At 49.9% G+C, this 19765-nt stretch carries 13 protein-coding genes; 5 read left to right on the forward strand and 8 right to left on the reverse strand.

What is annotated here, in order from left to right; translation table 11 throughout:
- Positions 1–5: 5 nt before the first annotated feature.
- Both ACYVAD_RS13360 and ACYVAD_RS13365 read right to left on the reverse strand, forming a co-directional pair.
- Complete coding sequence (locus ACYVAD_RS13360; protein ID WP_461139998.1) at positions 6–1679, reverse strand: RagB/SusD family nutrient uptake outer membrane protein; 1674 nt, start codon at positions 1677–1679, stop codon at positions 6–8.
- 62 nt (positions 1680–1741) lie between these two features.
- On the reverse strand, positions 1742–4750 hold the full coding sequence (locus ACYVAD_RS13365; RefSeq protein WP_461140037.1) for a SusC/RagA family TonB-linked outer membrane protein: 3009 nt from the start codon (positions 4748–4750) through the stop codon (positions 1742–1744).
- 607 nt (positions 4751–5357) lie between these two features.
- On the opposite strand from ACYVAD_RS13365, the gene ACYVAD_RS13370 reads away from it, so the two are divergent.
- Entirely contained in the window at positions 5358–5804 is a 447-nt protein-coding gene (locus tag ACYVAD_RS13370; RefSeq protein WP_461139999.1) for a response regulator, read from the forward strand.
- 85 nt (positions 5805–5889) lie between these two features.
- Entirely contained in the window at positions 5890–6642 is a 753-nt protein-coding gene (locus tag ACYVAD_RS13375) for a hypothetical protein (protein WP_461140000.1), read from the forward strand.
- 29 nt (positions 6643–6671) lie between these two features.
- On the opposite strand, the gene ACYVAD_RS13380 is transcribed toward ACYVAD_RS13375, so the two are convergent.
- The 3 genes from ACYVAD_RS13380 to ACYVAD_RS13390 form a co-directional block, all read right to left on the reverse strand.
- Complete coding sequence (locus ACYVAD_RS13380) at positions 6672–6839, reverse strand: hypothetical protein (protein WP_461140001.1); 168 nt, start codon at positions 6837–6839, stop codon at positions 6672–6674.
- A gap of 292 nt (positions 6840–7131) precedes the next feature.
- Positions 7132–7845, reverse strand: a complete 714-nt coding sequence (locus ACYVAD_RS13385) for a LolA family protein (RefSeq protein WP_461140002.1) — start codon at positions 7843–7845, stop codon at positions 7132–7134.
- 172 nt (positions 7846–8017) lie between these two features.
- Entirely contained in the window at positions 8018–10582 is a 2565-nt protein-coding gene (locus ACYVAD_RS13390) for a TonB-dependent receptor (RefSeq protein ID WP_461140003.1), read from the reverse strand.
- Between the two features lie 310 nt (positions 10583–10892).
- On the opposite strand from ACYVAD_RS13390, the gene ACYVAD_RS13395 reads away from it, so the two are divergent.
- A complete protein-coding gene (locus tag ACYVAD_RS13395; RefSeq protein WP_461140004.1) occupies positions 10893–12374 on the forward strand; it encodes a hypothetical protein in 1482 nt (493 codons plus the stop codon).
- Positions 12375–12475: 101 nt separating this feature from the next.
- Here the strand turns inward: ACYVAD_RS13395 and ACYVAD_RS13400 are convergent, their stop codons facing one another.
- Positions 12476–13591: a DUF5694 domain-containing protein gene (locus ACYVAD_RS13400; protein ID WP_461140005.1), complete on the reverse strand. Its 1116-nt coding sequence runs from the start codon at positions 13589–13591 to the stop codon at positions 12476–12478.
- Positions 13592–14510: 919 nt separating this feature from the next.
- Between ACYVAD_RS13400 and ACYVAD_RS13405 the strand changes: the two genes are divergently transcribed.
- Positions 14511–15593: an acyltransferase family protein gene (locus ACYVAD_RS13405; protein ID WP_461140006.1), complete on the forward strand. Its 1083-nt coding sequence runs from the start codon at positions 14511–14513 to the stop codon at positions 15591–15593.
- A gap of 216 nt (positions 15594–15809) precedes the next feature.
- Positions 15810–16019 carry an IS1 family transposase gene (locus ACYVAD_RS13410; RefSeq protein ID WP_461140007.1) on the forward strand — a complete coding sequence of 70 codons (210 nt, stop codon included), beginning with the start codon at positions 15810–15812 and terminating at the stop codon, positions 16017–16019.
- Positions 16020–16414: 395 nt separating this feature from the next.
- On the opposite strand, the gene ACYVAD_RS13415 is transcribed toward ACYVAD_RS13410, so the two are convergent.
- Positions 16415–18112 (reverse strand): IPT/TIG domain-containing protein, encoded by a 1698-nt coding sequence (locus ACYVAD_RS13415; RefSeq protein ID WP_461140008.1) that lies wholly within the window; start codon positions 18110–18112, stop codon positions 16415–16417.
- A 56-nt stretch (positions 18113–18168) separates the two neighbouring features.
- Entirely contained in the window at positions 18169–19737 is a 1569-nt protein-coding gene (locus tag ACYVAD_RS13420; protein ID WP_461140009.1) for a hypothetical protein, read from the reverse strand.
- Between the last annotated feature and the right edge of the window lie 28 nt (positions 19738–19765).

Genomic DNA, 19765 nt, shown 5'->3' on the forward strand with positions numbered 1-19765 from the left:
TGTTACTAGTAGCTAGGGTTTTGAGCCAGATAACCTGGTATGTTAGAAGCTCCGTCAATGGCCGTCTGCGGAATCGGGAATATCCGTTTCTGGGGATTGTTGTTCGTCTTCTCGGTCCATGTGCCTTCGTACTTACCAAAGCGAATCATGTCGGTCCGGCGAACCATTTCCCAGTACAGTTCAAAACCACGCTCGCGGTATAGCAGGTCCAGGGTCATGCTTGTCAGCGCGGGGGCTGGCGTACTGGACGTACGGGCCGACCGAATTTTGTTTACATCAGCCAGGGCACTGGCAGCATCGTTGCTTTTACGCAGCTTGGCTTCCGCCCGCATCAGGTACACGTCGGCCAGACGCACGATTGGAATGTCCACATCGCCGAGGTTCCGGCCGGACTGTGATTTCGGGCTGAATTCATACTTCAATACCCGGTAGCCGGTATTGTAGTTGCTGCCCGCTACGCTGAAGTCCACCTGCTCCGTGAAGTTTACGGGGAACGTTGGCCGGTTGCGGGTGACGTAAAACAGCTTACCAACCCGGTAATTGCTGCCGCAGCGCGCAAACGCACCGTTTACCCGTAGCAGACCATACTGCTGCCCGCGAAGAATACCCCGGTCCATCACGACATTGGATGCCGCCACGCACGAATCAGCCGGAATGGTCTGATTCTTCTTGTAGAAGCGTGGGTCAACGCCCGCCGGGTCCTGCGTGTAGGCACTGGTCCAGGTCCGGTAAAAGTCGGGCGTAATCGCTGGCCCGTCGGTACCGTTGGCACCCGTGAACGCTGGCAGTGGAAACTGGTCGCCCGATATCGAGAAGTATGCCAACCGGTTATGACCGTTCAATTCAGAGCGTTGGTCAACGGCAAAAATCAGCTCCTTGTTCGTGTGGTTGTCGGCGTTGAAAATAGAGAAATAATCCGTCGACAGCTGGTATTGACCCGAGTTGATAATCTTGTCCGTATACTCGACAGCTTTATCCATGTCGGCTGACTGGAACGTGAACTGCGTCGCGTACCGATCCTGGTAAACGGCGGCATTCAGATACAGCCGGGCCAGTAATCCCCAAACTCCCCCTTTGGTCAGACGGCCGGGTCCGACGTTGGTGGCCAAGTCTGGCTCAGCAGCCAGAAATTCGCTTTTTACGTATTCCAGAGCCTGTTCGCCCCGCAGAATCTGCGACACTCCCTGCGGATCGTCTTTGACGAACACCAGCCCAAACAGATCAAGCAGCACCATGTTGTAATACGCCCGCATGCCCCGTGCTTCGGCAATGTACGTTTTCGTGTTCGAATCGTTGATGGTTGGCAACGTATTCAGCGCCGTCACCGACCGCGAGATGCCCTGCGTCAGTAGGACCCAGGTGTTACGCAGGTTCGGATCGGTGCTGGTCGGCGTATGCTGGTGCAAGGCCAGATAGATCCCGTTGTCGCCCCAGTCGGTACCCCCACGATAAGGCAGAATAGCCTCGTCGGTGGAGATTTCCTGAATGGTGAAATAGTTGGTATGCAGAAAAATGTCCGGCAGCCGGGCGTAAACCGGGGCCAGATTGCCATCGGCAGCCTGGCGGTCGGTCAGGCCAGTCGCCGACGATTCGTCCAGTACGTTTTCGTTCAGATTCGTGCAACTGTTCAGGATCATGATCCCGGCGAGCGCTACGGTTGACAAAAGTGTCCGTTTCATGTTGAAGGAGAGAAGAAGCACAGACCATTTTCTTGGTAAATAAGCTGCGCTTTATAGCTTGTTTAGAATGTCACATTTAAGCCAAAGACAACCGAACGGGCTTTGGGATAGCTCAGATAATCGATGCCGTACGACGAAACACCATTGACCGTCCGATCCGTGTTAACCTCGGGATCGTAGCCGTTGTATTTGGTGATGACGAATAGGTTCTGGCCCGTTACCGAGAAGCGAACGTTTGAGATCCACCGGTTCATGCCGATCAGACGAGGATTCAGATTATAGCCCAGGGTGAGGTTGTTCAAACGGAAGAACGAGCCATCTTTCAGGAAGCGGGTTGATACCGGCGCTGAGTTGTTGATGGACTCGGTTGATTCGCCGATGCCTTCGGGAGTCGTGTTCAGGTTTTTAACCAACCGGGCTTTGTAGAAGAGTGCGTTGGCCGTGTTGTCATAGATTTTGTTGCCGGATACACCGTTGAAGTTGGCTGTCAGGTCAAAGCCTTTGTAAGCCGCGGTGGCATTGAAGTTAAACTGCTTGGTTGGCAGCGCGCTACCCGCGGCAATACGGTCTTTGTCGGTACCACCGTTTCCATCACCGTCGATGTCGTTGTACTTACTCACCCCTTTCTCATCGATGCCGATATACTCACGCAGGTAGAACGTACCGATCGGCTGGCCGTTTACGTAGCCATTGATGGTTGCCGACGTCAGCCCCGATCCCGTTGCCGAACCCGATGTGATAACTGAGTAAGGGGAATTATTCACTACGTTCTTGATGAACGTAATGTTACCACCCAGATCGAGCCTGAAGCCCTGCTTACTAGCGTAACGATAGTTCAAACCCAGTTCTACACCCTGGTTGGTGATCGTCATGGCAGGTACGTTCGTCCAGTAGGTAGAGGCTGGCTGAATCGGATCGGCTGGAATTACCTCAAGCAGAATTTTGCCAGATACTTTGCGGAAATAATCGACCGTACCGGTCAGTGCACCGTTTAACAAACCAAAGTCAAGTCCCAAATCAGTCTGAGTCGATACTTCCCATTGAATGTCCGGGTTTGCCAGCCGAGTGTAGGTGGTGCCAGCGGGATAGTTCGTTGACGCGTCAAGCGGATAGCTGGTTGTAGCGCTTACGGTTGAGGTAAACAGGGCCTGGGTAATTTTCGACGGAATCTCCTGGTTACCCGTCTGACCCCAGCCCGCTCGGAGTTTCAGATCCGAGAACGGACCCGACCGCAGGAAGGGCTCTTCCGACAAACGCCAGCCCGCCGAGAACGACGGAAAAACCCCGTATTTGTTGTTAGAACCGAACTTCGACGATCCGTCAGCCCGCACAGTTGCGGTGAACAGATACCGGTCCCGGAACTGATAATTTACCCGCGAGAAGAAGGATTGCAGTTCGTTGTCAATCGCTGATCCGTAGGGCCGGTTGTTCGCCAGCGACAGGTCCTGGCCCTGGCCAGGGTTGTTGATCGGTTCAACGGGCGAAATTGGAAACTTATTGATACTCCAGCCCCGCTCCCGAATCTGAAACTTCTGGTAGGAGTGCCCCACTAAAGCCGTCAGGTTGTGATTACCCCAGCCGCGGGTGTAAGTAAAATAGTTTTCGAGCAGTACGTTCTGGTTATTAGCGTAAATGCTTTCGAGCCGTCCATCCTGCTGCGGAACCAGATTCGCCAGCGACTGTATATCCCGCGTCGAACTGGAATTATCGACACCCAAATTCATCTTGTAAACAAGGTCCTTCGTGAATTTATACGAGGGCGAAATATTAGCAACAATGCGGCTGGTTGTCGTGAGGTCTTTTTGCAGATTCAGCGTTACCAGTGGATTCGTAAACGCCTGGTATTTGATAGGGGCGCCTGTACTGTCATAGGCCGGGTAGGTTGGGTTGGCCGAAAGCGCTGCGCCAACGATACTTTCGATGGGGGGGCGGCTGTTGGTTGTTTGCGAAGCCGTCAGATTGACGTCCACCGTAAGCCGATCTTCGAGGAACTTCTGCGAGGCATTGAAGCGACCCGTATAGCGTCGAAACAGGCTATTTTTCAAGATACCTTCCTGATTCTGTACGCTCAGCGACCCGTAGTAGGTGAGCTTCTCCGTGCCACCGCTCAGACCGATGTTGTAATCCTGCGTTACGGCGGTCCGGCTGATCAGACGCTGCCAGTCGGTTGATGATTTCTGGTCGTCTAACGTTCCTCCGGCGGCTACAACCTGCCGACGAAACTCGTCAGCGGAGAAAACGGGCAGTGGACGGGACATATTCGATATGCCAACGTTGGCAGAAACCGTGAGGTTAGACGCCCCCGCTTTGCCTTTCTTGGTGGTGATCAGAATGACCCCGTTGGCGCCACGAGCACCATAAATGGCCGTAGCTGACGCATCCTTCAGAACGTCAATCGACTCAATATCCTGAGGGTTTAGGAAGTTCAACGGATTTTGCGGGCTGGTTGATCCACTCGTGCTGGAGTTATCAAGCGGAATGCCGTCAAGTACAAACAATGGCGTACTACCCGTTCTGACACCACCTGGTCCCCGAACTGTAATCGTCTGCCGACCACCTGGTTCACCACTAGCCGACGTAACGTTAACCCCCGCTACCTTGCCCTGCAGCAGTTGTTCCGGCGAGTTGATTATACCGCGGTTGAAATCGGTGCTTTTGACCGTCGTTAGCGCGCCCGTTGCGTCTTTCTTCGTGGTGGTTCCGTAACCGATAACCACTACCTGATTCAGTTCGGAAGCCGATGCCTTGAGCCCTACGTTAATAACCGTACGGTTGCCGACTGGAACTTCCTGCGCGACAAAACCAATAAAACCAAATACCAGAACGGGGGAGCCGTTGCTAGGGACCGTAAGGCGGTATTCGCCGTTGGCATCGGTGGTAGTACCACGCGTGGAACCCTTCAGGACAACGCTACAACCCGCGAGCGCTTCGTTCGTCGTAGCATCGGTAACGCGCCCACTGATGGTAATATCAGCGGTAGCACTATGACCAATTACTAAGAACTTATTACCGGGAGTTGATGGAATTGGGGCGCCCTGAACAGTTGTCGAAAGGACGACGACCAGCGGCATGAATAGCCTCCTTAAATTGGTAAGAGGAGGGGATGATACGTAGCAAAATGTCATAGTGCAGCGTGTAATTTTTAGTACAAAATTCACGTAGCTAACTTATCGAAAGAAACTGATAGTAAGATTTAAAAATAAAATAATATGGTATAAAAGCGAGAAGAGCAGACTTTGATGCATGCCATCCGGATGAGTGTAACGCATTCACTTGTCTTTATGGTAATATTAAGATACTTTATAGACAGTAAGTTATAGTTTACCCGTGTTTTGTCGTGCCTCTTCGCTGGAGACGATTCGAATTGAATTTATTGTAGTTCTGCCTGTTTCGCCTGCTGGCCGTTATGAGTAGAGGCAAAACAATTTGATGGAAAGTTGAAACGGTTGTTTGTTACGTATATGTTAAGAAATGAAACAGAGCATGAATTAACGGGCTGAGAGGCTTTAAAGCGGACTTTGTGTGCTTCGGTCCGAACCGTAATCTGTGTGTTATTACATTTTTACGTGGTTTGGCACCATCCCTGCTGTTTTTTGTTATTCCAGTACCGGATTTCGTCCACTCGATGGCTATGTGGCTTTGTATGTGTTGGCCCGGCTTTATCTGATTATAGTACCTATGCCAATACAATTCCCCATTCTGGTTATCGACGACGAACCTGCCATTGCCGATGTGTTGAACCGGGTAGCCAAGACTACTTTTCCCGAGGCTACTTTTACGCACCTAAGTGATTTTAACGGGGCCGTAAACTACCTGGAACACATGGGTGGTCGCCCGCCGAAACTTATCCTGATGGACATTGACCTCCATACCGGGAAAGATGGACTGGAACTCTTAAACCTACTGCGTCGCCATCCGTCGGGGCGTCTGCTACCGGTGGTGATGCTGTCTAGTCACAGTCACTCCGCTAAACTAAAGCGGGCGTATGAATACGGGGCGTCGTCGTTTATCAGTAAGCCTTACTCGTACCAGCAGTGGAAGGATCTGGTTTCCCAGTTGCGGCAGTACTGGTTCCAGACGGTAACCATACCTACGTTGTGGCTGGAGGACGGAATTGATCTATAGCAAACGTATCTCGCACGTGAGCTAACAACCAGAACTCGTCCCCTACTGGTTGAAACGACGCCCGGCGCGGCCCATTATAGTCCACATGAATACACTCCTGATCAAAGTAACGCTGATGCCTGTGGTGATGGCCATCGTAACGCAGGCTAGCCGAAAATGGGGGAACAAGATTGGTGGGCTGATCGCCAGTATGCCGTGGATTGCCGGACCTATCCTTTTATTTTTCATTCTGGAACAGGGGAAAACCTTTGGTATTCGGTCAGTGCCGGGTATCCTGACCGGAATTGTTTCTCTGGTTTGTTTCTGTTATAGCTACGCTCGGCTGTCAAGCCGGTGGAGCTGGCTGCCTACATTGCTCTTTTCGTACGCCATATACGTAATGGTGGCTCTGCTGCTGAACCACGTCCGCGTTGGCCTGTGGATTGGTTACGGGATAGCCATGGGAAGTATTTTACTGTGCCTTCGTTTCTTCCCGACGCCAGCTGCACAGGCTTCGTCCGTCCGACGCTTACCCTACGATATGTTACTTCGGATGTTGGTTGCCACGTTGTTTGTCATCGCCATTACGGAATTGGCGCACCGTGTGGGACCGACCTGGAGTGGCATCCTGACGCCCTTTCCCGTTATTACGTCGATACTAGCTGTGTTTACCCACTACCTACAGGGAAGCTCGGCGGTCATAGCTATGCTAAGAGGAAGTTTACTAGGGTTCCTGGGATATACGACCTTTCTGTTTTTACAGGCCTTCCTGCTGCCGGAACTATCGATTGCGATGTCTTTTTCGTTGGCGCTGCTAGCCAACTTACTAATCAGCGTGGCGGTTAGTAAAATCAGCTGAAAGCGAGGACCGAGCTGATTGATGATGGGCTACATAATTACCCAGAGCTCATAGAGTGCTGCCAGCGACAGAAATGTACCGAGTAAGATACCGACACTTGATCGGCGCGACGGTTTGTCGGCTGGAATTCTCCAGGCAGACACGCAGAAAAAGACTGCCCACAGCAAACTGAAGAGGAATAGGATCTTGATAAACATAGTATGAAGTATGGATTAGGCTTCGAACATAATGCATCTCTGAGCGTATTGCTACGTGAAATTTACCATTTGTTTGTGAACTGCTGAGCTTTGTATGTGAACGACACTAATTAGTTTGTTGACTTAACGGAGTGTAAGTGCCACAAGCTCCCTTGATAAAGAGTTGGAGAAGGTTAAAAAGAGACGCACTGTCGCATGGCCCGAGATCGTGACCGACGTAAAAGGTCAGACTGGAAACGAAAAAAGCCACCCCGTACGGAGTGGCTTTTTTCGTGGCTATAAATGGGGATACTTACTTACTTGGCTTCTTGAAAATAGCGTCGTCTACCGGACCGTTAACCACAACTTTGTTGGTTGTCATAACGAGGTTTCCCATCTGGCTCGTAATTTCCAGCGTATTCGGGAATTTTACGCCCTCTACTTCTTTGTAATCCGAGTAGCCGATTTCGTTATCCTGCCCGTTGACGGACATTTTAACTTTGCTTACCAGGTACGAATTGGCGTCAACAAACTCGTCCAGCGTTTGACCTTCTTTGGTGTTGATCTTGAGGTGAAAGTTTTCTTTTCCGTCTACTTTCTCTTTGCCAACCAGCTCGACTTTGTTGCCCTTTTCTTTGTAGTTAACCAGGGGGCCAAACGCATCAAGCTGCGAAACCTGCGATTTTAGTACATCCGCCGGCATATTTTCTGGATCACCGGTGCCACCCATCATCGCGGGGCGGACCATCCAACCGGTAGAGCCATCAACGACCTGAATCATCGAGTTGCCCATTACCGTGGATTCCGTACGGAGCGACTTGCCAACAACCAGTGTCGATTTGGTCGGGATTTCCATGCCCTGTACTGATAGAGAACGGTCGGTTACGATCGTTTTGACATTATTAATTTTGTCCATGCCACCCAGCGCCTTAACGTGTTTGTCGACAATCTCATCGACGGTTTGGGCGTATGCGCCAATTGACAGGAAGAAGGCGGCCGTGGCTACCAGAAATTGATTCGCTTTCATCAGGTACTATAGTTTGATGCTAGTTTAGGTTTACTTGCGTGTAAGGCTATTTTTTGTCGCTCCGAAGGTAGGAGGAATCTTAACGTTTCCGGCAAGGATAGAGTAAGATTCCTCCTGTGATTTTCTGAGCGGCCTGTCAGAGAAGCGTTAGCTTATCTTCTTTTGCTACTTGTTACCGGGGTTGACCAGTACCGGTGCCACCACCGGCTGGCGCCTGACCGCTACCTTCGCTCTTAACATCGTCGTTGTTTACAGAACGTGCTTTTTTGCGAGGGGCATCCATACTCATCTTGCCAATTTTGTAGCTGAACGTCAGACGAACGCCCCGGTTGTACAGATATACGTCGTTCACCTGGTTGAACTGCGCCGAGTTCAGCGTTGTGTGAATATTGAAGCGATTCGACAGGAAGTTCTCCGCGGCCAGGCCAAGGCTCGCTTTCTTGTTGTTGAATTCCTTTTTCACGCCAATCGTGTAGAAGCCAAAGCCGCCCTGGCGTCCCTGTAGCTGCACCTGCGATCCTTGTAGGAAACCGAATGCCTGAGCACCCCAGCCGTTCTTAAACTGCGCCGAGAAAAACGATCCGCCACTGGCTGTAAAGCCCGTATTCGTCAGCGTTTCTGAGAGACCGTCCGCCGTGATGGCCTGGCCGGTTAAGCTCGTGTAGAAGGCATTCAGGAACAGACCGACGCTGATTTTAGAGGTGATGGCGATGTTCGAGAACAGGTTAGTACCGTACGTATGCTGGCGACCAATGTTCTGATACGTCGTTACGATAGCTCCCGGCAGTGTATCGGAGGGCTGGCGTACCTGCGTGATTGCGTTGTTGGTGATCCGACCGAATAACGTAGCGTTGATAAATGTTTTCTTGATCGTTTTGCTCAGCCCCAGCTCGACGTTGTTGGTCAGTTCAGGACTCAGCGTTGGGTTACCAATTGTGATGTTCTGTGGGTTGGCCGCGTTAAAGTTTGGGTTGAGCTGCTGGAGACCAGGCCGCTGAATCCGGCGGTTAAAGCCCAGCTTTACCGTCGTTCCTTTGAACGTTTTCGATGCGTTGACGCTGGGAACCAGGACGCCGTAGTTACCAACGCCCAGGCTACCGTCTTCGCGGGTGCTAGCGTCGATGAACGTACGCTCGTAGCGCAGACCTCCTTTGAACGTGTAGCGTTTCTTGGTGGTGTATGTGTACGAAGTGTAGCCAGCCGCAATGTTCTGATGGTAGGTCAGGGCACCCAGCGTACCGTTACGTTCCGTCGAAAAACCACCCGTTGGTCCAGCCAGCAGATACCGATAGTCGCTGTTTACTTCCCGGAAGATGGCTTTCCCGCCGAATTCGAGAAGCTGGTTTTTCTTGATTGGTGTTTGGTAGTCCGTTTGCAGCGTGAATTCCTGGTTGACGTTTTTGTTTAGGTTCCGCTGACGGGCCGTTAATTCGTTGGATCCATTCAGCAGGTTCGCGTCAAAGTTGTTGGTCAGATCATTCCGGCTGTACAGCGTCGAAATGCTCCATTCCTGCTGGGGCTTAAAGGTGTGCAGGTAATCCACGTTTACGTCAACCGTACCCGACAGGTTTTTGGCATCGACGTCCCGGTTAGAGACCGAACCGGGTGTACCATTAGTAAACAGACGCGTAACGAGGTCCTGCTGACTGATCATGTTTTGCACGCCGTACCGAACGCCCGCCGTTATGCTCTGGTTCTTGGCTAGATCGTAGTCAAAGCCCAGGTTGTACTGGCCGAACTGCCCCGAACTGTAGCCATCGCCCGACTGGCGGGTCAGCGTGGTAACGCCATTTACGTTGCTGGTCTGATCAAGGTTCGTCTTGGTAATGACATTGTACATGGCCCGGCCGAAACCGCCCAGCGTGAAGCCCGCTTTTCCTTTGCGGTAGTTACCGTTAAGCGAAAGTTGTGATCCCCGGTTACCCACCCCGCCGTCGACGTTGAGGTTCAGTCCCTGAAGGCTGTTCTTTTTGGTAATGATGTTGATAATCCCCCCCGAACCTTCTGCATCATACTTGGCCGATGGGCTGGTGATTACTTCCACCGTTTTGATCTGGTCGGCAGGAATCTGCTTGAGGGCGTCCGACACGCTGCTGGCCACAATGGTCGATGGCTTATTATTGATCAGTACCCGGATGTTCGAACTACCTCGCAGCGATACGTTACCGTCCAGGTCAACCGTCAGGAGGGGCACTTTACGTAAGATTTCGGTGGCATCACCGCCCTTTGCCGTAATATCCTTGTCGGCGTTATAAACCAAACGGTCAACTTTCTCCTCAATGAGGGCCGCCTGACCGGTTACCGTCACTTCATCGAGAGTCTTAACGTTGGAGCTGAGCTTGACAACCCCCAGATCCAGACTCTGTCCGTTACCAACCTTAACATTATCGATGGTTTTATTGCGGTAACCAACAAAACTGATCAGCAGGCGGTACTCGCCGGCGACGAGTTTAGCCAGTGTAAACTTCCCTTTCTCATCGGCTACGGTACCGTCTACCGTTTTACCAGTCGCTTTATCAAGTAAGGCAATGCTGGCAAATTCGACGGCTTTTGCCTGGGTAGAATCAATAATTGATCCGGTGATCTTGGCGGTACCTTTTGGACTCTGATCACCGGCTGTGCCGGGCAGGGCTTTTGGTTGGGCAGCTCCACCCATGGCGGGGAATTGAGCTTGGGCGGTGGAGAGAACACCAGCTGCCAACAAGGTGCTAACAAAAAGTAAAGCGTTCGTTTTCATAGATGTGCTTTGGACACGACAAAACTGGCATCACTTTCGACCGCATAAAAAGAAAACCGGATGGACGACGTAAATGAGAGGATGGACATCGGTTAAAGCCCGATGAACGGTGTAAAGAAGCAAGTATATGGATAATCCATCTTGACGACTAAAATAGCTAGTACGGTATTAGGTTTACTGGACTCAGCGTCTAGTGCCCCAGCTAAGGGGCATCCACCCAATTAGTTTATGTCACCAAATAAAATAATGACATTACTTATTTGACTATCTTACAACCCAATAATTTACCCCTAAACCGTAGTGAATAGCCATGAAAAAAAAATACTCTACTCTGTGGATGATCACGCTAGTAGCAACGTCAACCCATCTACTGGGCCAATCGAATTACGTAGTAACCACGCCTAACAGCCTTACGCCAGGTGGAGATAACACAATCATTGGGCCGCAGGCAGGCAGTAATCAGTACGCCGGGAATAGCAGTGTCTTCCTGGGAGGTCAGGCGGGGAGCAACGCAAAGGCAGGCAGCAATAACATTTTTGTCGGCTACCAGGCCGGACAGAATAGCGATGGAGGTACCAGTGTTTCGATAGGAACTCAGGCTGGACAGAATAACCAAGGTGGCAGCAATGTCTTTGTAGGCGCTACGTCTGGTCGATTTAACACGACTGGCAGCAGCAACACGTTTACCGGTGATCGATCAGGGTCAAATAACACGATTGGGTCCCAAAATACGTTTGTTGGGACCAATGCAGGGGTGTTCAATACAGAGGGTAGAGCGAATACCTTTATTGGGGCCGATGCGGGTAGAAATAACACGACGGGCGTATTTAACACCTTTGTGGGAGTACAGGCAGGGGCTAGTAACACGACTGGTAGCAGTAACTTTATGTTGGGTACTAATGCGGGTAGCAACAACACGACTGGTACTGCTAACTTCTTTGTTGGTGATAATGCTGGCAGCAGTAATACAACCGGTCGATTCAACGTATTTCTGGGCGTGAATAGTGGCTTCACCAATACAGTTGGGACTAATAACACACTTATTGGCTTCGGAGCCAATGTTGGCTCCGAGGCACTAGTTAATGCCGCAGCCATTGGAAACGGCACGCGGGTAAACGTGAGTAATAGTCTAGTGCTGGGCAATGGTGCGAACGTTGGCATCGGTACTTCGTCACCGAGTAACAAATTGCACCTGGTTGCTGATGCGGATAACCAGTCTGGCTTACGGCTGGAGAAACTGACTAGTAACTCACCAGCCAGCGCAACCAGTCAAAGCAAGTTTCTCACCGTCGACGGCTCGGGCAATGTTGTACTGGGTAGCACCACCAGTGGTGGTCGATTAGGCGTTGATCTGTGGCAACAGAAGGGCAACTACCTGCAAAGCACGTCGGGTAATGGTGTGGTAATTGGTGAAGACGTAAACAAAACGCCGGCTGGCTACCGGCTTTACGTGCAGGATGGTATTTTGACCGAGAAAGTGAAGGTAGCTGTCAAGAATGCCAGTGATTGGAGTGACTACGTCTTTGAGAAGGGTTATAAGCTGGCCCCTCTAGCTGAGGTTGAACAGCACATCCAGCAAAAGGGCCATTTACCCGGCGTTCCATCAGCCACTGAAGTGATGGAGCAGGGGGTAGATGTGGCCAAAATGGATGCAAAGCTGCTAGAAAAAATCGAAGAACTGACCTTGTACAGTATTCAACTAGAAAAAGAACTCAAGACAACCCGGCAACAGCAGCAGGCCGAAATCGACGAGCTGAAAAAGCTGATTAAGCAGCTAGTCGAGCGGAAATAGAACTGACTTCATATACACTAGGAAAGCCCGGTCTACCGTAAGGGGACCGGGCTTTCCGTTTAATGCCTCTAGATGCTCACTGCGTAAACGTTCTGCGGTATTTACTGCGGACAAGTGTCAGGCTTCGATTCCAGAAATTCAGGAACGGAAACCAATTCAATGTCAGTGAAGCTACGCAAGTAGGCTTCTAGGAAGGGCTTGTGCGCTGCGCCAACAATCAACAGCGCTCTTCCCCCGGCAATGGGGGCCGTCGCTTGACGAATGGCGACGGCCATTTGGAGGTTTTGGGATTCCCAGGCTGCTACCCGCTGCCGTCCCACGCGGCCCATCTTATTGCTTCGAAGCATCGAGAACCACTGCGCATCCGCATCCAAAGAGGCAAAACGAGCTGAGTTTTTCCATTTAAACATGGGCATGACTTGCTCCGCCGAACCAAGCTTCATGGTATCTTCAGCAACAAGACGGAATTCAGGTGTTTTATGATTAAACAAGTCGACCAGGCCCGGTTCGGCAGCAACAGCCGCCCGCATATCGGCATCGTCTGGCAGTGCCACATCACTGGCATGATCGCCTGCGCCGTAGACACGCTCCAACCCCACGTCGGCTGCCAAGCGTGCCGCCAATGACGTTAACTCGCTGCGAAGCCCAATAAAGCGGTTAAGCCGCTTGGCTAGTGAAGGGGAAATTCCGTCCTGGGCAATTCGATCGTCGGCAGATAAGCGCATCCATTGGACAGTAGCGGAAAACGGTTCAGCAGCGGCAACAAATAACGCTGCCAGATGGCGTCGCTGAGAGGGTGACGAGAGGCCCGTTTTGATTATGCTATCGGCTTGGACCAGGGCTTGAGCTGCCGTGAGTTTCATCTCCGTCTGAGCAGCTTTAGCCATCTCAAGGGTCGGGCCAGCGTATTTACCCGCATCCCCGTGGTAAGCTGCGTAGGCGTCTAGTCCCATAACTTGTTCACCCGGTAAGGCCTCAGTCAGGATTACGTCGGGCTTATAGGCGCGCAAGCGACACAAAATAGGCTCAAGCCAAGAGAGTTGAAAATTCTTCGAAGCGGCATCCAGATGCCAAACGCCCAGGATCATTACCTTGGTTGGTGGTAGGGCGAGTTGCGATTTAGCGCTTGCCGGATCAAAAGGAAGTGCGTGTTGCGCCCGAACGGACTCAAACGTGCAGGCCAACAGCAAAATCGCGGCCAGTAATCGGTAACGCATGGTGCTTTAGTAAATACAAGAGGTAAGTTTCGTACACAAATCTAGGGGCGGTTTGGGTATGAAACCTACCAGGAGACAAATTAGTCCCAATTATAGACTGACCGAGATTTCAGTTACACCGCCCAATGGGCTCAGCAACGATCGTGTTTTCATTCCAGACGAAATCGACCATCGCTACGGTGGGCATCTTAGCTTCTTTTCAAATTGATATTTGCTTCCTTGCTCAGTTCAGTAGCAGCTGTCGAGGTTCTGATACCTATGAAATTGAATAGTAAATGCCTGCTAAATATCCCCCTTCCAACGAATACGTCTGTAGGATTTTATTAAACAGATTAATAACGAAAAGCCTCTGGAGCCATCAGGAGGCAAGATTAGCGCGGCTTTGGGGCAGTTCTGTTTCTTAATAAAGAAGGCCTTTTGGCTGAATTGCGCCAGGACGACATCAACGATGCTATGGATGTACTCTGAGAGTAAAGCAACCTATTGGTGAAACAGCGCTTCATTAAGTCTATCCTATAAAGGTGTATCTGTGAGTCCAGACGCCCACAAAAAACTTCCGCTAACTGGAAGCTTTTTGTGGGTGCATGGTACTTGATAAATAGAGAAACGTTGATTATCACAATTGTGACAAAATTCTTTACAAATAGACTCAATTTAGTACATTCGAAGCACAGATAAATATTTTGTAAATATTGACTCATTAGGAATATACTTTTTATAGGATGTCATGTGATTAGGTTAATTAGCTAAAATAATATTTACTTTTGTTGGGTAATTAAAATAAAAAACAGTATAAGTACTTAACTTGTTAGTAAAAATACTCAGCTTATTTTTAGTGCTCGCTTGTAATCTATTTGTGCTGATATGGTTACAAATAGTGTTGTTAGTTTAACTATTTATTTGTCAGTTTATCAAGAAAATGAAGTTAGAGAGGTTGTCTCAATTCGCTACAGGTAGATATAATAATTTTAATTTAATTCGATTTTTTGCAGCATTGATGGTTATCTTTAGTCATTGCTACCCATTGACTGGTCGTGAAAAAATAATTACTCATTTTGGCTATGATTGCGGAAATGTAGCGGTAGATATATTTTTTGTTACAAGTGGCTTTCTGGTTACCGGGAGTTTGATCAGTAGATATGATATCGTCTTTTTTTGCTGGTCACGTATACTGAGAATTTTTCCGGCGTTATTTATTAATCTGCTGTTTTGCGTTTTTATTATCGGTCCAATATTTACGGAAAGAACTTGGCAAAGTTACTTTCTAGATCAACAGACAGGGCGCTTCTTTTTTAAAAACTTGTTTATGTTTTTTGGGGCCGAAGGAGGACTTCCGGGTGTGTTTGAAAGAAACTTCTTTCAAACGTACGTCAATGGCTCACTCTGGACGCTACCGTATGAAGTAAAAATGTACGCATCGATAGCAGCAATAGGTTTAGTAGGACTTTATAGTAAACGTATTTCATTTCTGAAGTTTTTTACGGTAACAAGTACACTTATTTCGTTAGGATTAGTATCAATAATGCTATTCAAATTTTTAAAGTATAATGATCTTAATCACATAAATACACATTTTCGGCTTGGATCGATGTTTTTCATAGGGTCTGTTTTTTATACGTACAAAAGTGAAATTATATTATCGACTAGGATTTTTGTTGTTTGTTTAGTGGTATTGGTTGTGCTAGCTCTAGGAACTCCTTGGCTATTTATTGCCTACATTCTGCTGATTGGCTATATTATTTTTTATCTAGCATACGTTCCAAAAGGATTTATATTGAAATTTAATAGTTGGCCTGATTATTCATACGGGTTATATATATACAGCTTTCCTGTTCAACAATCTTTAGTGGCCTTATATCCGTCCATTAGCGTTTGGGTAATGTTCCTGGCGAGTTTTAGTATTACCCTTCTTCTGGCCGCCCTTTCGTGGCACTTCATAGAAAAACCAGCGCTATATTTAAAAAAATATTTTCGACGGATTGAGGTCATTGGCGTTTCATAATAATCTATTCATTATACGGTCGCTAATAGTGTGTTTGCCGAATTGTCACTTTTGGGTAATGGTTTTGGTCGTAATTACTGTCAATCAAGGGTAGTTCAGAACAGTATCTGGCGATACGAGGTGAACGACCAGATCCTAAACTAAAAACCCGGAATAAAGAAAGCCCCCCGACAGCAGGGGGCTTTCTTTATTCCGGGTTCAATTTTTACGTAACGTTTGCTTATAAAGCTAGTTTGTCCAACAAATGAGGCAATCGTCGAGCTGATTAAGTTTTTTTGTACTAGCGTACGTAATCATCTCACGCTTCGAATGCGCCTGAAACAACTTACCTGCCGGACCATTTACTTCTCTGAATCAGTGATGGTTCTCAATACGACAATCAACCATTTCATCGATCAGTTTTTCTCTGCCGCTAAAGACAGATAAGCCCTTACCGGCAGAGACTACTACAATAATCTGCTCTAAGTTCATACCTGTAGACCGTACGTTCCTGTAGACCGTACGTTCAACAAGCCATTGCTCACTCCCAACAGGCGGCAGCATTAGGTAAACTATCGCTCTCTCAACCCCACCAAGGCAGGTTCTCTGAACAAAAACAGCCTGACCATTAATGGTCAGGCTGTTGACTATTTTGCAATAGAACTATGTTTGATGTGATTTTAAACGCTCAATGTCAATCTATTTCAGTAGTCTATAGGTCTGACGTATTGTAGACGTGTACATGGAGACGATCAAGCCAAACCTAGCAATTTCCGTACTTAACCGTTAACGTTCACTAATGGGAAAAGTGATGAGATTGATGGCGCAGCTCTGGGTGACTATTACCGATCGTAGTCCGTATTTTGCGGGTTGAAATTCGTCCAGCTGGCCAGCCAGTTGTTGGCACCAAACGCCCCCCGATACGATACAGACGTAAAGAATGCGTTACCAACTTTATCTCCTGTCACAGCTCCGGCCAGCAGGGGCGAAGAAGCCTGAGGGAGTAAATTCGGGGTAGTTAGCGTAAAGTTTGCCCCGTTTAGCAGCAGTGAAGGGATGTCCGACGAGGATATAAGCTGGTTGCTGCGCCCGGCCGTGGCGAAGTAGCTCGACAACACATCGGAGGTGATGACGCCGGCACCCACCACGGGCGTCAGTACGTTGGCCAATACTATTCCTCGCAAATCAATTGTCCCGCCGTTCAGCGCTGAGCCCGTTGCCGACTCGATATGGAGGCCCTCGGGGTAGCCATAAATGATTGAATTATAAATGCTGATGGCACTGTTTCTACGCAGATAAATGCCAGCTGTGTAAACACCAGTACCGCCGGGGCGGGTAGCTGTCGTGGGAGCGCTGGTCGAAGCAAAGTTACTGATATTCGTAAAGACGGGTGCCGTCTGGGGCAGCCCGTTGACCTGAACGACGGGCGATACATCAGTAGCGGTCGTCGAGGTGAAATTCTCCACCTCAAAACCATTCGAACCCGACGGGTCGGCTACGTCTTGGTCGCGGAGCGCCACACCAAACTGTACGTTCCCCGTATACCCCCAGTCTACACTCCAGTCGTCGTCAAAACTGCGGTGGGCGACCACGTATTTGAGGTTGGCTGAGCCACCAAACCACGAAAAGGCATCGCTGCCGCTGTAGGAGACCTGAACGTGATCAATGATTGTATTCGATCCTACGCCGTACAAGGACAGGCCGTTTAAGCGGGTAGCGGGCGTGGTAGGCTGCACGGCACCCGCGTATTCGATGCGCACGTATTGGAGGGTGCCGGAGTTGTCGAACGGTTCGCCGTAGGTTTCCACCGTGCCCCGAATTCCGTTCGGGTTAGGAGTCAGGCCGGGCTGGTTAATTGGTGATTTGCCAATTAGAACCAAGCCGCCCCAGTCGCCGTAGGTACGTTGACCAGCGGCTTTCGCCGACGTAAAAATAATGGGTTGCGTAGCCGTGCCCTGGGCGATAATTTTTCCCCGGCGCTCAACGATCAGTGCCCCCGCGTGGTTCGTTCCGGTAGGATCGCGTTCGGGACCAGCCCCTTTGATAACCGTACCAGGCTCGATCGTCAGCGTAAAATCGGCTGGAATATAGACCAGCCCCCGCAGTATGTAAACCGTATCTTTTCGCCAGCGCTGGTTGGCGAATGTTGTTCCAATCACTTCTCTGACGGGTTTGATGGGCGTAATGGCTACGGTAAATGCCGTTATGCTCTGGGCTGTTTGGCCACCAGCCGTTACCGAGATAGGACCGTTAGTCGCGCCAGCCGGTACCACAACGACTAGACGCGTATCGGTTGCCGATACGATTGTGGCTGGTACTCCACCAATGGTAATGGTATTGCTGCCAGGGTCCGAACTAAAATTGGTGCCGTTGACCGCAATCGTGCTGTTAACCGGGGCCGTGGCTGGGTCAATGCTGGTAATGGCCGTTATGCTGGGTGTTGGTTCGGGTTCGTCGGTTCCTTTTTTACAGGCGTTGAGCAGGACCGATAGGCTTACCAGCAGGAGCAGTACCGGTAGCGCATTTCTGAATGTGTTCATAAGTTATTCATTAGATTGTTGTAGGTACTCTGGGGCAATCGTTGGGAGCTGAATGATTAAGATTGAAGCGTGCATTCCAGCAGCCGGTGTCCTTTGATGTGGATCGGTAATTCACGAATGACGCGTACCTGACCAGTGCGAATGAAATGTTCGATCTGATACTGGCTGCTTTCATCGACGACGTAAAAGTGCGGTACTGCCGTTTGAGTGAAATTTTGTACGGGTAGTATGCTGGTCACCTGATAGTTGTCCCGAACTGATTTGAGGATCTTATGCGCTACCGTTGCGTTGAGGTTGTTGCCTTCCCGAACGGCGGTATTCCAGTCCAGCAGATAATGCACGCGGCTGTCTTTGTTGTGAAACCAAATGGGCAGGAAGTAATCCGCCGTTTCTACGAAGACCGGGTACCGCTTGTCTAACTGAGGCAGATAACTCAGCACCCCGCTCGGGAAAATGACAACCTTCCGGTTCTGGTAAAAAACGAACCCGGCCAGTAGGAGGCCATACATCGCCAGTAGGCGCGGAGTCCAGGGCCGGAACCGGAAGGTCCATTGTTTGCCCAGCGCGTACCAGGCATAGACCAACTGGTAAATCAGCAGCAGGTGACTTGGCCACAGATAGCGACTGATGAACACGGAGGTATGAACGAGGGTAACGACCAGCGCGATGCCGATCGTCAGTACGTAGATGAAACCCGCCAGCAGGTAGAACGTAAAGGCTTTGTCGGTTAGAGCCGCCTGGAAGCCAGCTCGTAGTCGAGGAAGCGCCAGATAAACAAATAGAGCCAGCACGAACGTAAACCGTAGGACGGGCAGTAGCCAGAAGCGATTTTCTAGCGCCGATGACAGGGATGGAATCAGTTCACCAACGGTGTGAAAAAACGAGACGAACGTGGGTTGCGGAATCCAGGAGTGGGGTTTGCCGGCGTCGGTCTGGATAACAAACTTGGTATACCAGCCCAGCAGCCAAATCAGCCCGGCGAAACCGTGAGCCGCCAGCACGAACAGGTAGTCTCGTTGTCGCGACCAGAGCAACAGGAAGGCGAAAAAGATGCCTGATGCCGTCAGATAGAACAGCCCAAAATTATGCGTAAACGTTAGCAGTAGCCCCAGCGAACTAAACGAAACCAACCACTTTACCTGCGTAGGCGTAGTGATCAGGCGATGCGCTGCGACGAAATACCCGAGGCTGATGAGCAAAAACAGCGAATAAGCGCGGATTTGCGTTGAGAGAAGCAGGTTCAGGTAGGTCAGGGCAACAATGGCTGTGATGAGTACGAAATTCATCACGGGCGTTCCGGTTAGCCTGGTAGTGTACCCGTACAATAAAGCAATAGTGACTGCGAACAGGAGCACCGAAATACTTCGTAAAAACAGCGGATTCGAACTGATCGTATGGAAGAGAAACCAGTATATGTTCGCAAACAGCGGAGGATTGGCGTCCATTCCGCTCACGACGGCCTCATTCATGTGCGTAACCGACGGATCTGAAATGAGCAGGTAGCTGAGCACCTCATCCATCCAGAGCCATTGTGCCTTGAAAAACAGGGACGTAACGAGACTGACTGACAGCAGAATGACAATCAAAAAGCCAAGCCAACCTACGTGTTGTTTTGTAGATGTCATGCACGAGAATTTAGTTGGATAAGACCCG

Source organism: Spirosoma pomorum (genome assembly GCF_054776615.1).

Excerpts from the sequence above, each read along its gene's own strand:
- ACYVAD_RS13365 (WP_461140037.1), bottom strand. The coding sequence starts at position 4,750 with ATGCCGCTGGTCGTCGTCCTTTCGACAACTGTTCAGGGCGCCCCAATT.
- ACYVAD_RS13395 (WP_461140004.1), top strand. The coding sequence starts at position 10,893 with ATGAAAAAAAAATACTCTACTCTGTGGATGATCACGCTAGTAGCAACG.
- ACYVAD_RS13370 (WP_461139999.1), top strand. The coding sequence starts at position 5,358 with ATGCCAATACAATTCCCCATTCTGGTTATCGACGACGAACCTGCCATT.
- ACYVAD_RS13390 (WP_461140003.1), bottom strand. The coding sequence starts at position 10,582 with ATGAAAACGAACGCTTTACTTTTTGTTAGCACCTTGTTGGCAGCTGGT.
- ACYVAD_RS13400 (WP_461140005.1), bottom strand. The coding sequence starts at position 13,591 with ATGCGTTACCGATTACTGGCCGCGATTTTGCTGTTGGCCTGCACGTTT.
- ACYVAD_RS13405 (WP_461140006.1), top strand. The coding sequence starts at position 14,511 with ATGAAGTTAGAGAGGTTGTCTCAATTCGCTACAGGTAGATATAATAAT.
- ACYVAD_RS13380 (WP_461140001.1), bottom strand. The coding sequence starts at position 6,839 with ATGTTTATCAAGATCCTATTCCTCTTCAGTTTGCTGTGGGCAGTCTTT.
- ACYVAD_RS13385 (WP_461140002.1), bottom strand. The coding sequence starts at position 7,845 with ATGAAAGCGAATCAATTTCTGGTAGCCACGGCCGCCTTCTTCCTGTCA.
- ACYVAD_RS13375 (WP_461140000.1), top strand. The coding sequence starts at position 5,890 with ATGAATACACTCCTGATCAAAGTAACGCTGATGCCTGTGGTGATGGCC.
- ACYVAD_RS13415 (WP_461140008.1), bottom strand. The coding sequence starts at position 18,112 with ATGAACACATTCAGAAATGCGCTACCGGTACTGCTCCTGCTGGTAAGC.
- ACYVAD_RS13420 (WP_461140009.1), bottom strand. The coding sequence starts at position 19,737 with ATGACATCTACAAAACAACACGTAGGTTGGCTTGGCTTTTTGATTGTC.
- ACYVAD_RS13360 (WP_461139998.1), bottom strand. The coding sequence starts at position 1,679 with ATGAAACGGACACTTTTGTCAACCGTAGCGCTCGCCGGGATCATGATC.